Here is a 14,611-nt window from a genome sequence, read left to right as displayed (position 1 = left end):
GCAAGGACGAAGAAGAAAATCACTTGTTTTCTTTCCCTTTTTTAAGATTAATGATAAAGGAGCAAGCGCAATGGAAGAAATGGTTGTCGTTACACCGGAAAAATTAGAAAAGCTGATGAAACAAAAATTAGAAGCTGCTGGTTTACATTCTGAACATGCCGAAGAAGTTGCTCGACATTTAACTTTTGCAGATGCTAGCGGTATTCATTCACACGGGGCGGTTCGTATGGATTATTATGCGGAACGGATTGCAAAAGGCGGGATCACGATTGACCCCGAATTATCATTTGAAAAAACTGGACCGTCCACTGCCATTTTTCATGGCGATAATGGCGTGGGTCAATTTGTTTGTAACGAAGCATTAGCTGCTGCAGTTGATCTAGCCAAAGAATCAGGGTTAGCGTATGTTGGCGTTTCTCAAACGAGTCATAGCGGGACGTTATCGTATTATGTTAAAAAAGCAGCGGAACAAGGCATGGTTGCTCTTTCGATGTGTCAATCTGATCCAATGGTGGTACCGTTTGGTGGTACAAGCAATTATTTTGGGACAAATCCAATCGCTTTTGCAGCACCTAGAGCAGGTCACGAACCAGTCGTGTTTGATATGGCTACGACAGTACAGGCTTGGGGGAAAATTTTAGATGCACGTTCAAGAGATGTTGAAATTCCCGACACGTGGGCAGTAGACGAAAAAGGCCAGCCAACGACTGATCCTTATGAAGTACGAGGTTTATTGCCGATTTCAGGACCAAAAGGATATGGACTAATGATGATGGTCGATGTCTTAGCTGGTTCGTTGTTAGGCTTACCTTTTGGCAAACATGTCAGCTCCATGTATGCGGATTTAACGGAGAAACGGAATCTGGGACAGATGTTTTTAATCATTGATCCAAGCCGCTTTACAGATTCTGAACGATTTAAAGAAAATATTAATCAAATGGTGGAAGAACTTCATAGTGTGCCTACAGCAGAAGGGTTTCAACAAGTTTACTATCCAGGAGAAATTGGTCAGCTAAACTATCAAAAAGCCATGTCAGAAGGCATTGAAATTCCACAAAGTATTTATGATTATTTAGTTAGTGAGATTGTACATTACGATAAATATGGCGGGCAAGGTGCCTTTGCCAAATAATGAGGAGCGCAGAGAGTATTCGCTGCTGCGTTGCTCTCGCCTTCTTTCTATTGGAGGAAAGTAAAATGAAAAAATCGTCAAAAGTAGCACTTATTTTTGCATTCTTAGTTAGTATTTTTGTGCCAGTTGCGGCCTTTGCTGATGAGATTGGGGATGTAGTTGCCCCGACAGGAATCATGGCATTAGTTGTGATTATTCCATTGATTGTTGTTTTGGTTCTATTGTTTATGAAAGTCGATATGATTATCGCAGGTTTAATTGGTGGCGTCTTAGCGATGCTGATTGGTGGCATTGGACTAGAAGAAGCGAATAAACAGATGTTGGAAGCTATCCCAATGATGTTAGGAATTACCGTTCCCATCATTAATTCAGCTGTTGCGATGGCGGTCTTTAAAGCAGGTAGTTATTCAGCTGCATTAACTTTAGCCAAACGAGGCACAAAAGGAAAAGTCGAGTATGTTTCAGCTTTTATTGTTATCTTATTAGCCGCAGCCACATATATGTCAGGAATTGGTGGCGGAAGTGCGATGGTTATTGCACCATTGGCCTTTGCTGCAGTTGGCGTTGTTCCTGAATTAATTGCAGCAATGTCTTTAGCTGCTGCGGTATCATTTACAACATCACCCGCTTCATTAGAATCAAGTATTGTTTCAAAATTAGGTGATATCAGTGTCGGTTCATATGTTTCAACCATGCGACCTTATTGGTTATTCTTCGTAGCATTAGCGATTGTTTTAGCCTTTTGGGGAACGAAACATAGAAATGTTGGCTTTAAAGAGTCGGCAGATGATGAATTTGATAAAAAGAGCAATGGTGAATTATTTAAAATTACCTTGCCAGCCATTTTCTTATTGTTTGCTGTAATTTTTGGACCAATTGTGAATGATTTAATTGGTTTTGCCTTCTTTACGCCACTTGTATACATGATTTTAACATTAGTTTTAATTTTCTTATGTACAGATTTCTCAATGAACAAATCTGTCGAAGCGATGGTAGATGGGTCTACATATATTTTGACTCGTTTATTCCAAGTAGGGATTTTCTTAGCCTTTATTAATGTTATTGCGGAAACAGGAACGTTTGCTGTAATCGCAGGTGTTGCTGAAAATGCACCAGCCTTTATTGTCGTGCCAGTTGCTATTTTAACAGGGATTTTAATTGGGATTCCAGCTGGGGCCTACGTAGGTTCTGTTTTAACTTTAGTGCTACCAGTTGCTGTATCGTTGAACTTCCCGCCGTTAGCATTAGGTTTTGTAGCAATGGGTGTTGGTTTAGGTAGTCAAATGAGTTTCGTTAATATTACTATGCAAGCTTTATCTTCAGGCTTCCAAATTCCAATTTTGGATGTTGTTAAAGGAAACGTGAAATGGTTAAGTATTGCCTCTGTACTATTATTAGTTATCGGTTTAATCTTTGGATAAAAAACAATTTAGGGAGTGGAAAACATGGATTTATTAATTAAACAAGTTCGTCTTCAAGACGGTGAAGCATTACAAGATGTAGCTATTAAAGAAGGAAAAATCATTGAAATCGCCCCAGTTATTACTGGCGATGCCAAAGAAGTCATCGAAGCAGATGGTCGTGTTTTAATCCCAGGTTTTGTAGAAAGCCATTTACATTTGGACAAGGCATTAATCGCTGATCGTAAACCAAATAAATCAGGTACGTTGAAAGAAGCAATTGAAGTAACCGCAGAATTAAAACCAACATTTACCGAAGAAGACATTTACGACCGTGCCAAACGTGCTTTAGAAATGTTAATCGTTCATGGAACCACGGCGTTAAGAACGCATGCAGAATTTGACCCAGCGCAAGGTTTTACTGGCTTCAAAACAATTATGCGTTTGAAAGAAGAATACAAAGAGTTAATTGACATGCAAGTAGTTGCGTTTCCGCAAGAAGGAATTTTTAAAGCCCCTGGAACAGAACAAATGATGTATGAAGCAATGGATATGGGCGCAGACGTTGTCGGCGGTATTCCTTATAATGATGCACCAGCGAAAGAACATATTGATTTAGTGTTTGAAATTGCTAAAAAATATGATAAAGATGTAGATTTACACCAAGATTTTGCCGATGAAGCTGATGATATGAGTATTGAATATTTATGTGAAAAAACCATCGCTGAAGGCTACCAAGGCCGTGTTTCAGTGGGCCACTTAACGGCATTGCATGCCTTACCTGAAGCAGAATTGGCGCCTATTATTGCAAAAATGGCGGAAGCAAATATTAGCGTGATGGCTTTACCAGCAACGGATTTACATTTAGGGGCTCGTGGTGATCAGTACAATGTTCGACGTGCGGTTACGCCAATCCGTAAATTACGCGATGGTGGCGTGAATGTCTGTATTGCTACAAATAATATTCGCAATGCTTTTACACCATATGGCACAGGGGATATTGTTCAAACAGCGATGCTAGCCATTCCTGTTGGACACCTAGGTGGAGCGGATGACTTAAAAACAGTGCTACCAATGGTAACAACAAGTCCTGCTCGTGCGATGGGACTAGAAGGATACGGTGTCGCAGTTGGGAATAAAGCAGATTTAGTCTTATTAGACACAAAAGTGGTTGAACATGCGATTATTGATATTCCAGAACGGTTATATGTTATTAAAAACGGCCGTGTTACAGTTAAGACAGACAAAAAAGTCGAAATCATTCGTTAAGAAAAAAAACAAAAAGCTCAAAATGTTAGTTGTCAAAACTAACATTTTGAGCTTTTTTTGATAAAGGTGAAGATGTGTTTGATTGATCCTGTTTTAGTTATTTTTTTGTTCCACGAGTTCTATTTATTAACAGAATTAAATCATTTCTTTGCTACCAACCGAACTAATTGTTCTTGAATCGCTAGTAAGTCAGTTAAAGAAACTTGCGCATTAATTAATAAAAATGGTGCAGCTTGTTTTACTTGCAGCAAAGGCGTAGTGCTTAAATAAAGGTCGTACCTATCTTCTTCAGACAATTGATTAATTGCAAGGTGATAGAAACTTGCAAACGTTTCACGAATTCGTTGAATGATAATCGCTTCAATCGGTGTAGGTAAGTCTGTTTCTATTTTTATGTGAACTGTTTGATTGAAAGCTGTTGGAGCAGTAATTAACGTGTAGGCCATCGATAATTGAAGGCCTAAGCCAGTTTGTTTAGCTGGGTTCGAAACATAGATGTCTTGCTCGGCGACTATCTTTTGTGCATGCTCAAATAAATGAACAAAATTTTGTAATAAATACTTCTTAATGTTGTAGCCAGTAAGTGTAAAATCCATTTGTTCAAATAACTCTACGAAAAGAAGGCCGGCCACTAATTGTTTTGTAAATAAGGCCCTGTTTTTTGTGGTTTCAAAGGCATGAGGGTTTTCTGTTTCAAGGGAGTGAAGAATCTTTTTAATAAAGGAATTCGTCTCTGAAAATGGTTGGTTAGGTTCGATTAAATCTATAAAATGTTTGTTCGAGAGTTGTACTGTTGTATTTGTTAATAGAAATAAAAAAATCAGCTGGCTTTCACTCTTGGGTAACAGAAAGGCGTTCGTTAATTGATTTTCTAAATGTTCTTTTAGTAGATGATGAGTATCAACAAATTGAAGCAGTACTTCTTGATCTTCATCAGATAAAGAAGAAATAGATTCAGAAAGCAGGAAATTTGTCTGGAATCCCTTTCGATAACGAATAATATTTACCGCTAAAATATAACAAATAAGTTTCATATTCAATTGATTGGCTGGGAAATAGCCTAAAGCAATCAGCTCTTTCGCAAGGGTTTCACATTTTGTTTGCGAAACGTCAGCAAATGGCCAATCGAGACCAGAAAAAACGCGCCAAAAGAAAGCAATCATGAAAAAACGAATGCGTGGTTCAGCACCAACTAAACGAATCTCGCCTTTGGTTCTCTGGATCGAAAAATCAAAGGTTTTTAAAATGGTATCTAACTCAGCAACCTTATGCCGAACAGTTGATTCGGATAAGAATTGGTCCATACTAAATTTTGTTAAATGAACATTGCTTTCAAAGAATAGTTTTTCGAGCAATGTAAAATACGGACTACTTTGCAAAATTTGCTTCGTCAAAATTTTATATTCTTTTTTTGATCCCATGAAACAATAGCCTTTACCTCGCTCGGCAGAGAAAATATGTGAACAATTATTAGCCAATACATAAGGTTTACTAATTAAGGATTCGTAGTATTTATTGATTGAACGTCGATCCATTTGTAACAATTGACTAAGTGTTTCAATACGAATAAAGTTTTTTTTATGGTACAACAAACGCAGTAAATCCAATTCCTTTTTAACTTCTGAGCCGAAAAAAGTGTCTAATATTTCCATTATTCTTCTCCAATTGGTTCGATTCTTTTTGTTAAAATAAGTATAACTTGTTTTTTATTCGATTATTTAAAAAAATGTACTTAGCAAGTACATTTTTTTGTCTCCTTAAAAGTTATTTCTGTAGTAAGTTACATATATCGCTCAAATTTCATTTGAATGAGAAATTACTTACCACAAAGGAGTTAAAAAAATTGAAAAAAACAACCTTATTTTTATTTATGTTCTTTTTCCTAATGACTATTTTTAGTATAGACGTTTCCGCAGAAACATACAATTTTAACTATAAAAATGACGAACAAGGTCATTATTTAACGAACGGAATTAGTGAGGGAGACACAAACAATTATGATTATGGTCATGCCCCTGAAGCGACATTTGACGAAGAACAATATGTGAATTATGGAGATGAAGCTTATTTGAAGAAAAGTGTGGCGGCTGTAACAGGCCAGCAAGGGCTTTTTAATGTGACTTTAGATGTAAAAGGAAATCAGACAGAAAGCCCTATTGATCTAGTGCTAGTGATTGACTATTCTTCGTCAATGAAAGGTGAAAAATTAAACAACGCTTTGAAAGGTTTGCAACAATTCGGCGAAGAACTTTCAGATTCATTAACAGATGGTCATGTTCGAATTGGTATCGTTGCCTATAATCGACTAACTTACTCCACCGCGGATTTTTCTACAGACATGAATGACTTAGAAGACTTTTTAAGAAATACAGCCGAGCCACATTCAGGTACGTTTATGCAAAAAGGCTTGCTAGAAGGGCAACGTTTATTGGCTGAAAAAAGTCGTCCAAATGCAAAAAAGATGTTGGTTCATATTGGTGATGGTAGTGCAAATGCTAGTTTTTTACCTAGAGAAAATGCTCAAAGCTATCCCAATAATGGTGAAATTATCGATTACAACGGTTACCATACATCGTCCTACATGGAAGAGTTTCAAACAGAATCCAATCAGTACTATACAAGTAACAGTGCTTCTACTGATGCTAACGCTATCCAAACAAACAGTACAACAGTGACAGATAATACGTTAGGAACCATTGTTTCTCTAAAAAAATCAGGAGATACTTATTATTCAATTGCAGCTAATCCTTCGTTAAGAGGAGAGTATATTAGTAGGAATATAGCTTCTGATCCTAAAAATTATTTGATTATTGATGAAAATTTATCTGGTTTGGGCACTGCACTGAAAGAATTAGCTGGGAGTATCAATAATACTATCCATGAGGGGCTCATTATCGATCCAATGGGAGAAAATATTCTTTTACAAGGTGCTGGGAATTTCACAGAAGATAACTACCAACTAAAAGGTTGGCGAAAAATGCCAACGGGTGAATGGTTAGAGGCTAGTGACTTATTGACTGATGTCGTAGTTACAGAAGAAAATCAAGTGCTCCATATTTCTACTATTTCATTAGGAAAGAACGAACGTTTAACATTAACTTATCAGATTAGATTGAACACAGAAACAAATGATTTTAAAGGAGATACATGGTTTTTATGTAATGATCGTACTACGTTACAACCAACTCCAGAAGAAGAAACAGTTGATTTTCCGATTCCAGCAATTAAAGCACCTACTGTACAATTAAAATTGATTAAGAACTGGGAAAATATTACAGAAAAAGAAATTCCAGAAGCAATTCAATATCAAGTAACTCGAAAAGCGACAACAGATGAAACTGCTTGGTCCACTTCAGAAGTCATGCAATTAACCCAAAAAGAAGGCTATCAAAAGCTGATTAATCAAGTAACGGTTAATGGCGCAGAAGTAGCATTACCAAAGTTTAATAACAGGGGTGAAGACTTTGTATATCAGATAGAAGAAGTGAACGTGCCAGCTGAATTTGACAGTATAATGACAAAGACAAAGGATGAATTTATCCTTACAAATCGTCGTAAAGAAGTTGTTTCCAGCACAACAGATACAAGTACGAATGAGGCTTTAAGTTCTGAGACTGCTACAACAAATTCGAGTGCTGAAAAACCAATTGTTGTAGAAACTACCACAACAACCTCAGAACTCAAGGATAATAATTTCTCAGCAGAGACGAACACAACAGCAAAAAAAATAACGAAGGCTACACCCAATGATAGACATTTGCCAAAAACAAACGAAACCCAGAAATTTCAAAGAGCATTCTTACTATTAGGTGGTTTGTTGGTAGGTTTATCTGGATTCTATTTACTTAAGCAGAGAAACTAAAATAATTCTTTAAATAAAGCAATAAAAGGCGGCTCAACGAAGCGGCCTTTTTCTTGGTTCATTACCAAAATATAACGAATTTTGTAACAAAAACGTTTGATAAAAAGAAGGAAAAATGATTAATTTTACGAAAAAAAGCATATATCGACAAAAAAGAAGCAAAATTTGAATAAAAAAAGAAAAAATATGAAAAAAAATCGAAGAATTGTTTAACAATTGAAAACACGTGAAAACCAGTCGTGACAAGGCGTAAAAGCCTTACAAAAGGTAAGTTTACCTATTATGGAGAAAGAACGAGTGATCTGAAATGTTTTTGTAACATTTCTATTGCTTAATTGAAATATGGGTGTGGTAGAATGTTTTTGTCGTAAGAAAAGATTAAGATATTTTAAATAAACTTTAGAAATTAATTCGGAGGAATGACAAGTGAAGAAACGTCTATTTGCATCAGTATTACTATGTTCATTAACGCTATCAGCAATTGCTACCCCAAGCATCGCTTTGGCGGACAATGTTGATAAAAAAATTGAAGAAAAAAATCAAGAAATTTCATCATTAAAAGCAAAACAAGGGGATTTAGCTTCACAAGTATCTTCTTTAGAAGCAGAAGTATCTTCAGTATTTGATGAAAGCATGGCTTTACGTGAACAAAAGCAAACACTAAAAGCAAAATCAGAACAATTACAACAAGAAATTACAAACTTGAATCAACGTATTGAAAAACGTAACGAAGCAATCAAAAATCAAGCACGTGATGTTCAAGTTAATGGACAAAGCACAACAATGCTAGATGCAGTTTTAGATGCGGACTCAGTTGCAGATGCAATCAGCCGTGTTCAAGCTGTTTCAACAATCGTAAGTGCCAACAACGACTTAATGCAACAACAAAAAGAAGACAAACAAGCGGTTGTTGATAAAAAAGCTGAAAACGAGAAAAAAGTGAAACAACTTGAAGCAACAGAAGCTGAATTAGAAACAAAACGTCAAGATTTACTTTCTAAACAATCTGAATTAAACGTAATGAAAGCTTCATTAGCATTAGAACAATCATCAGCTGAAAGTTCTAAAGCTGGCTTAGAAAAACAAAAAGCAGCTGCTGAAGCAGAGCAAGCACGCTTAGCTGCTGAACAAAAAGCTGCAGCTGAAAAAGCTAAACAAGCTGCTGCAAAACCAGTTCAAGCTAAAGCTGAAGTAAAAGCAGAAGCACCAGTTGCCTCTTCTTCAACAACAGAAGCACAAGCACCAGCAAGCTCAAGCTCAGCAACTGAATCAAGCACGCAACAAACAACTGAAACAACTACACCAAGTACAGATAATAGTGCAACAGAAAATACTGGCTCTTCTTCATCAGAACAACCTACAACACCAAGTGATAATGGAAATAATGGTGGTGGACAAGAAACACCAGATCCAGTAACTCCAACTCCTGGTAATGGCGGTGGCAACGGTAATGGTAACGGTGGACAAACACCTCCTCCTGTTGCGGCTGACCCAACAATCAATGCATTGAACGTTCTACGTCAATCATTAGGTTTACGTCCAGTAGTATGGGATGCAGGTTTAGCAGCTTCTGCAACTGCTCGTGCAGCACAAGTTGAAGCAGGCGGTATTCCAAATGATCACTGGTCTCGTGGAGATGAAGTTATCGCAATTATGTGGGCGCCAGGTAACTCAGTAATCATGGCGTGGTACAATGAAACAAACATGGTAACAGCTTCAGGTAGCGGTCACCGTGATTGGGAAATTAACCCAGGTATTACACGTGTCGGTTTTGGTTACTCAGGTAGCACAATCGTAGGACACTCAGCCTAATCAGCAATGATAAAAATAGACGTAAGCAGCTTCTGAAAAGAAGCTGCTTTTTTCATTACTATTTCATCCGTCTCCGTTGACAAATTTGCTAAACGTGGTATTCTAATTATAATCTAATAATTTCCGTTGAATAGGAAAGTAAATACAAGACAGCTGGTAGAGAGACTTTGGTTGGTGAAAAAAGTTAGATGTCTGTATCGAAAAATGGCCTAGGAGGAATTTTTGTCGAAACGTAGGCAAAAACGTAATGTCTTTCGTTAACAAGACCGCTGATTATGATTGTCAGTTGAAGGGAAAGAGTCATCTTTCCGAAAAAAGGTGGTACCGCGATAATAATCGCCCTTTTACTAGTTACGGCTAGTAAAAGGGCGTTTTTTTATAAATAAAAATAGGAAAGAGTGAGGCAAATGAGTAGTCAGATTCCTTTTACAGTTGATCATGTGGGAAGTTTTTTACGTCCAGAAACAATTAAGAAAGCACGGAAAAAGGTCCAAGCAGGTGCTTTATCTCAAGCAGAGCTACGTCTTATTGAAGATGAAGAAATCAAAGCATTAGTAGCAAAACAAAAAGCTGGCGGCTTACGGGGAATCACAGATGGTGAATTTCGTCGCGGTTTTTGGCATATTGATTTCTTAGAAGGATTAAATGGTGTGACAGGCTATATCCCAGAAACGGGGTATAACCAAACCTTTCATGGAAAAGCAGCTCCGGCCTATAATATCCGCGTAGTGGATAAAATATCTTTTCCTGCGCAACATCCATTTTTAGAGGACTTTTCATTTTTAAAAGAGGTGGTGGAAGTTGGTGATGGCACGGTAGCCAAAGCAACGATCCCTAGTCCGACCATGATTTTACGTCAAGAAATTTTATCTAACGATGGCACCTCGCGCATTCAAACAATTTATCCAGAGATTGGTGCTTTTTATAAGGATTTAGCACAAACATATAAAGACGCAATTGCGGCCTTTTACGAGAGAGGTTGCCGTTATTTGCAATTTGATGATACAAATTGGGCGTTTCTAGCGGATCAGACAAAACAAGAAGAATTACGAGCAAAAGGAATACAGCCAGAGGAAATTGCACAAGTGTGCACCACGATTATTAATGAAGCCTTAGCTGGCAAGCCAGAAGATTTAACTGTAACCACACACATTTGCCGTGGGAACCATGCTTCGTCTTGGTTATTTTCAGGTGGTTATGAACCGATAGCAAAAGAATTATTTGCTACGAATTATGATGGTTTCTTCTTGGAATATGACTCAGATCGTGCAGGGGACTTTTCACCATTAAGACATTGGCAAAATAATGGCAGCAAAGTCGTTTTAGGTTTAGTTACTTCTAAGTTTCCTGAATTAGAAGAGACTGAACAAGTGAAAGCACGAATTGAAGAAGCCCAACAGTTTGTTCCTTTAGAAAACTTAAGTATTAGTCCGCAATGCGGTTTTGCTTCGACGGAAGAAGGAAATCGTTTGACGGAGAAAGAACAATGGCGCAAAGTTCAATTACTTCAAGAAATTGCTAGAGAAGTATGGTAAAAAAACTGGGACATAAGTCTAAACGGCTTATGTCCCAGTTTTTTCATTGTATTATTTTAAATATTGATCTTTAGTAAAATTCGTGTGTTCATACTCGCCGTTGTCACCATAAAAGCGGTTATAGCGTTGTTTGAATTTGCGGAATAAATAAATGACTGTCACTTTAACTAGGCAATACATTGGAATCCCGAAGATAACGCCCATTAAACCAAACAGTTCACCCATAACTAACAAGACAAGTAAAATAGTAATCGGATGGACTTTTAATTTATCGCCCATCACACGAGGAATAACAAAATCACCATGAATCAATTGGATGGCAAACCAGACGATAACAAATTTAACTACCATAAATGTGGAATCCTGAAAGGCAATAATCAATCCAGGAATAAAGGCAATAAATGGCCCGATATAAGGAATAATACATAAAATACCCGCAGCTAAAGCTAAAATGCTACCAAATTGTAAACCAATTAATAGAAAAGCTGGCCAATACATAATCCCTAAAACCAACGAAGCAATGACTTGACCTTTTAGATAATCGCCAATTTGAATGTTGGCAATTTGGCTATATTCATCAAAATCAGGACGAAAAGCTGGGGGAATGATGCCTTTTACAAAGCGATAAAACTTTTCTTTGTCTTTTAAAAGGAAAAAGGCGATGATAGGTCCTGTAAACAAGGTTAGGAAAGTAGAAGAGACTGCAGAAAAGACGCTTCCCAGACCTTGTGCGCCTGTTTGTAGGTAATCCCCTGCAAAGTCTTTAAAGGAGTTTGCAAGTTTGCCCCAGAGCTGATTAATCGACTCATTAGCAGATTCTAAATCTTTTGCAAAAGGTGTTTTAGCCATAAATTCTTGTACTGCTTGGAGCGTGCTTTTCCAAAAACTTGGGAATTGTTTGATTAATTCTTCCGTTTGGTCTTGGATAATTGGGAAAAGTTGCAGTCCAGCTAACACTAGTAATGCAATAATTAAGACATAGAGAATCGCAATCGCCCAAACACGGGGAATTTTTTTCTCAAGGCGTTTCACCATTGGATTAAGCAAATAAAATAGAATAATACCAAAAAGTACCGGGCCTAAGACGGCACTAAAAATAACAAAAATTGGTTTAAAGATAAATGAAACAGTGTTGAATAAAAAGATAGTTACAGCAATTAGACAAAGGATAGTTAATGTGTAAAGTAAATTTTTCCCACCTAAAAAGCGGATCCACTTGGTACTTTCTTTATCCATAAGTTGCTCCTTTCGTTAAGCTTTATTTCTAAAATGACCAATAATTTCAATGACACCCATGAAAATCAGGATAAATCCAAAGACTTGCATCAAAACTAAGAGACTTTTGAAGGGATTAAAAACTAAAACGGCTCCAGCGATTAAAACCAGAATACTGTAGATAAGCGCGCCTGTTTGACGAGTATTTAAAGCAAAAGTCAATTGAACGAGGCCGTTTATAACAATGCTAATCCCTAATAAAAACGGCAGAATCGAAACAATCACTGGTGCAAAAAATAAAAAGGCTACTGCTAAGACGACAAAGATTAAACCTGTTACGAAACCAAGTCCCCAGCTACCCGTTTGTTTTTTTATTTTGTAGTCATCATAAATATTAATTAACCCTAAAAGCATCAAATAACCAGCAATTAAATAACCGACGAACTGGAAGAAAGCACCGGGATTAAAGACAATGGCACTTCCGATAACGATAAAGACGGCGTCGCGCAATAGGGTATGGCGCCGAAAATTTTCTCTAAAAGTTTGGAACATAAAAATCCTCCTCAATGTTATTGTTTCTTTTATTCTAGCGGAAAAAAGAAAAAAGTGCGAGTGGTAGCTCTAAAAAGTGTTGGAAACTGTGTCTTTAGAAAAAATAACATTAAAAATTAAAAAAGTCTTACAAATGAGCGAAAATTGGCATATAATGGAAAGTGAAATTTTATTTTAAGAAGGAGAGATTTGATGGATTTATTACCTTTATTAGGCGTATTGATCGTCATTGTCGGCTTCGCATTGAAATTTGATGCTATCTTGATTGTGATGGTTGCTTTAATAGTGACGGCTTTTACTGGCGGGCTTGGTTTGACATCGATGCTAGAAACACTAGGAACAACCTTTGTGAATAATCGAGGCATGGCTATCTTTATTATTATTATGTTAGCAACAGGAACGTTAGAAAGAAATGGCTTGAAAGAGTCAGCGGCTACGTTGATTAAACGATTCAAAAAGGTATCTGCTGGTGTGATTATTGACATTTATGGTGTCTTTCGGATTATCTTCGCCGCTTTTAACGTAAGTTTTGGTGGGGTAGCAGGTTTTGTGCGTCCGATTATTTTGCCAATGGCGTTAGGAACAATTGAATCAAAAAATTTACCAATGGTGCCAGAGTATGAAGAAGAACTAAAAGGGATGGCTTCAGCCATGGAAAATATCTGTTGGTTCTTTGGTCAAGTTCTGTTTGTTGGTGGGGCTGGGGCATTGCTTGTTCAATCAACATTGAAAGATTTAGGCTATGAAGTGACATTAGGTAAATTGGCTTTAGTGGAAGTACCAGTCGCCTTAGTTGCCTTAATTTCGGCAAGTATTTACTTTACTTTAAAAGAAAAAAGATTACGTAAAAAATATTATGGACAGGAGGGACTGAAATGAGTTTTTTCACAGATCCAAGTATTGATTTGAGTGCAAAGTTATTGGAAGTCCTTTATATTTTTATGGGGATTATCTTGTTATACACAAGTTTTCGTAGTTTTCGTGATAAAACCAATCAACATGCGTATGGGACTAGTTTATTCTGGGGAATCTTAGGGATCTTAATCGGTTTTGGTCGGTTTATTCCACCAGTTGCCTGTGGCGTACTTATTTTTGTGATGACAATTCCGGCAATTCTTCAAAAAGTGACAAAAGGAGAAAGTCGCTTACCTTCGAAAGAATACATGGAAAAAATGTCTCAAAAATTAGGAATGAAGATTTTTATTCCCGCACTAAGTATCGGGGTTTTTGCAATTCTTTTTGCCACATTGACTACTTTAGGAGCTTTAGTCGGTGTCGGTGTTGGTGTCTTTGTAGCGATTTTCATCATGATGTTCTTTTCTAAAAATAATACGCCGAAAGTATTTTTTGATGATGCGGCGGAAATGTTAGAAACAGTCGGTCCTCTTAGTACGTTGCCAATGCTATTAGCTTGTTTAGGTGCTGTTTTTACTAGCGCTGGTGTTGGTGAGATTATTTCAAAAGGGGTTAGTGCCGTAGTACCAGCAGGAAATGTCAATGTAGGGATTATTATTTATGCTGTGGGAATGGTTATTTTTACGGCTATCATGGGCAATGCCTTTGCAGCAATAACCGTGATGACAGTCGGAATTGGTGTGCCGTTTGTCTTTTCTTTAGGTGCAGATCCCGCATTAGTTGGGATGGTTGCCTTAACATGTGGTTTTTGTGGTACACTGTTAACACCGATGGCTGCGAACTTTAATATCGTACCTGTAGCCATGTTGGAAATGAAAGATAAGTACGGCGTCATTAAAAATCAATTGCCGATTGCACTTTTCATGTTAATTTTCCAAATTGTTTATATGATTCTATTCAAATAAGAAAGGATGATCGA

Annotated in this window: 11 protein-coding genes and 1 other annotated feature; of the genes, 8 read left to right on the top strand and 3 right to left on the bottom strand. The window is 37.2% G+C overall.

The annotated features are described in order from the left end of the window. Nucleotides 1-70: 70 nt before the first annotated feature. Genes allD through IGI97_RS12325 form a run of 3 tightly spaced genes read left to right on the top strand, consistent with a single transcriptional unit; the run spans nt 71 to nt 3,801 of the window. Nucleotides 71-1,132, top strand: coding sequence for an ureidoglycolate dehydrogenase (allD, locus tag IGI97_RS12335; RefSeq protein WP_010708246.1), 1,062 nt, complete (start codon nt 71-73; stop codon nt 1,130-1,132). Beyond that, nucleotides 1,132-2,553: a hypothetical protein gene (locus tag IGI97_RS12330; protein WP_002392492.1), complete on the top strand. Its 1,422-nt coding sequence runs from the start codon at nt 1,132-1,134 to the stop codon at nt 2,551-2,553. Before allD ends, IGI97_RS12330 begins: the two co-directional genes overlap by 1 nt. Nucleotides 2,554-2,577: 24 nt before the next feature. Then, nucleotides 2,578-3,801 (top strand): amidohydrolase family protein, encoded by a 1,224-nt coding sequence (locus IGI97_RS12325; RefSeq protein WP_002389547.1) that lies wholly within the window; start codon nt 2,578-2,580, stop codon nt 3,799-3,801. Between the two features lie 140 nt (nt 3,802-3,941). Here the strand turns inward: IGI97_RS12325 and IGI97_RS12320 are convergent, their stop codons facing one another. Continuing rightward, nucleotides 3,942-5,453 (bottom strand): helix-turn-helix domain-containing protein, encoded by a 1,512-nt coding sequence (locus IGI97_RS12320; RefSeq protein ID WP_438738725.1) that lies wholly within the window; start codon nt 5,451-5,453, stop codon nt 3,942-3,944. 74 nt (nt 5,454-5,527) lie between these two features. On the opposite strand from IGI97_RS12320, the gene IGI97_RS12315 reads away from it, so the two are divergent. The 3 genes from IGI97_RS12315 (at nt 5,528) to IGI97_RS12305 (ending at nt 11,010) form a co-directional block, all read left to right on the top strand. Next, on the top strand, nt 5,528-7,663 hold the full coding sequence (locus IGI97_RS12315; protein WP_025192777.1) for a VWA domain-containing protein: 2,136 nt from the start codon (nt 5,528-5,530) through the stop codon (nt 7,661-7,663). Between the two features lie 426 nt (nt 7,664-8,089). Beyond that, nucleotides 8,090-9,475: a PcsB-like coiled-coil domain-containing protein gene (locus IGI97_RS12310; protein WP_010824991.1), complete on the top strand. Its 1,386-nt coding sequence runs from the start codon at nt 8,090-8,092 to the stop codon at nt 9,473-9,475. A 117-nt stretch (nt 9,476-9,592) separates the two neighbouring features. Then, nucleotides 9,593-9,822 (top strand) — a binding site (T-box leader). 60 nt (nt 9,823-9,882) lie between these two features. Then, nucleotides 9,883-11,010 carry a 5-methyltetrahydropteroyltriglutamate--homocysteine S-methyltransferase gene (locus IGI97_RS12305; RefSeq protein WP_002366087.1) on the top strand — a complete coding sequence of 376 codons (1,128 nt, stop codon included), beginning with the start codon at nt 9,883-9,885 and terminating at the stop codon, nt 11,008-11,010. A gap of 51 nt (nt 11,011-11,061) precedes the next feature. Here IGI97_RS12305 and IGI97_RS12300 read toward each other — a convergent pair whose 3' ends face one another. Then, entirely contained in the window at nt 11,062-12,246 is a 1,185-nt protein-coding gene (locus IGI97_RS12300; RefSeq protein ID WP_002383671.1) for an AI-2E family transporter, read from the bottom strand. Nucleotides 12,247-12,261: 15 nt separating this feature from the next. Further along, the gene (locus IGI97_RS12295) at nt 12,262-12,777 is read right to left on the bottom strand and encodes an HdeD family acid-resistance protein (RefSeq protein WP_002381189.1); all 516 of its coding nucleotides are present in this window, start codon (nt 12,775-12,777) and stop codon (nt 12,262-12,264) included. A gap of 192 nt (nt 12,778-12,969) precedes the next feature. Here IGI97_RS12295 and IGI97_RS12290 point away from each other — a divergent pair, with 192 nt between their 5' ends. Together IGI97_RS12290 and IGI97_RS12285 are read left to right on the top strand one after the other, a co-directional pair. Further along, complete coding sequence (locus tag IGI97_RS12290) at nt 12,970-13,656, top strand: DUF969 domain-containing protein (protein WP_002355265.1); 687 nt, start codon at nt 12,970-12,972, stop codon at nt 13,654-13,656. Further along, on the top strand, nt 13,653-14,597 hold the full coding sequence (locus IGI97_RS12285; protein ID WP_002355267.1) for a DUF979 domain-containing protein: 945 nt from the start codon (nt 13,653-13,655) through the stop codon (nt 14,595-14,597). The genes IGI97_RS12290 and IGI97_RS12285 overlap by 4 nt, the downstream gene beginning before the upstream one ends. Nucleotides 14,598-14,611 lie beyond the last annotated feature (14 nt).

Source organism: Enterococcus sp. DIV2419 (assembly GCF_051711865.1).
Lineage (GTDB): Bacteria > Bacillota > Bacilli > Lactobacillales > Enterococcaceae > Enterococcus > Enterococcus faecalis.
Note: the sequence above shows the minus strand (reverse complement) of the source record. Positions and strands in the feature narration are given on the sequence as shown.

Bases quoted from the DNA above. Each gene is read 5' to 3' on its own strand.
- allD (WP_010708246.1), top strand. From the start codon at position 71: ATGGAAGAAATGGTTGTCGTTACACCGGAAAAATTAGAAAAGCTGATG.
- IGI97_RS12330 (WP_002392492.1), top strand. From the start codon at position 1,132: ATGAGGAGCGCAGAGAGTATTCGCTGCTGCGTTGCTCTCGCCTTCTTT.
- IGI97_RS12325 (WP_002389547.1), top strand. From the start codon at position 2,578: ATGGATTTATTAATTAAACAAGTTCGTCTTCAAGACGGTGAAGCATTA.
- IGI97_RS12320 (WP_438738725.1), bottom strand. From the start codon at position 5,453: ATGGAAATATTAGACACTTTTTTCGGCTCAGAAGTTAAAAAGGAATTG.
- IGI97_RS12315 (WP_025192777.1), top strand. From the start codon at position 5,528: ATGTACTTAGCAAGTACATTTTTTTGTCTCCTTAAAAGTTATTTCTGT.
- IGI97_RS12305 (WP_002366087.1), top strand. From the start codon at position 9,883: ATGAGTAGTCAGATTCCTTTTACAGTTGATCATGTGGGAAGTTTTTTA.
- IGI97_RS12300 (WP_002383671.1), bottom strand. From the start codon at position 12,246: ATGGATAAAGAAAGTACCAAGTGGATCCGCTTTTTAGGTGGGAAAAAT.
- IGI97_RS12295 (WP_002381189.1), bottom strand. From the start codon at position 12,777: ATGTTCCAAACTTTTAGAGAAAATTTTCGGCGCCATACCCTATTGCGC.
- IGI97_RS12290 (WP_002355265.1), top strand. From the start codon at position 12,970: ATGGATTTATTACCTTTATTAGGCGTATTGATCGTCATTGTCGGCTTC.
- IGI97_RS12285 (WP_002355267.1), top strand. From the start codon at position 13,653: ATGAGTTTTTTCACAGATCCAAGTATTGATTTGAGTGCAAAGTTATTG.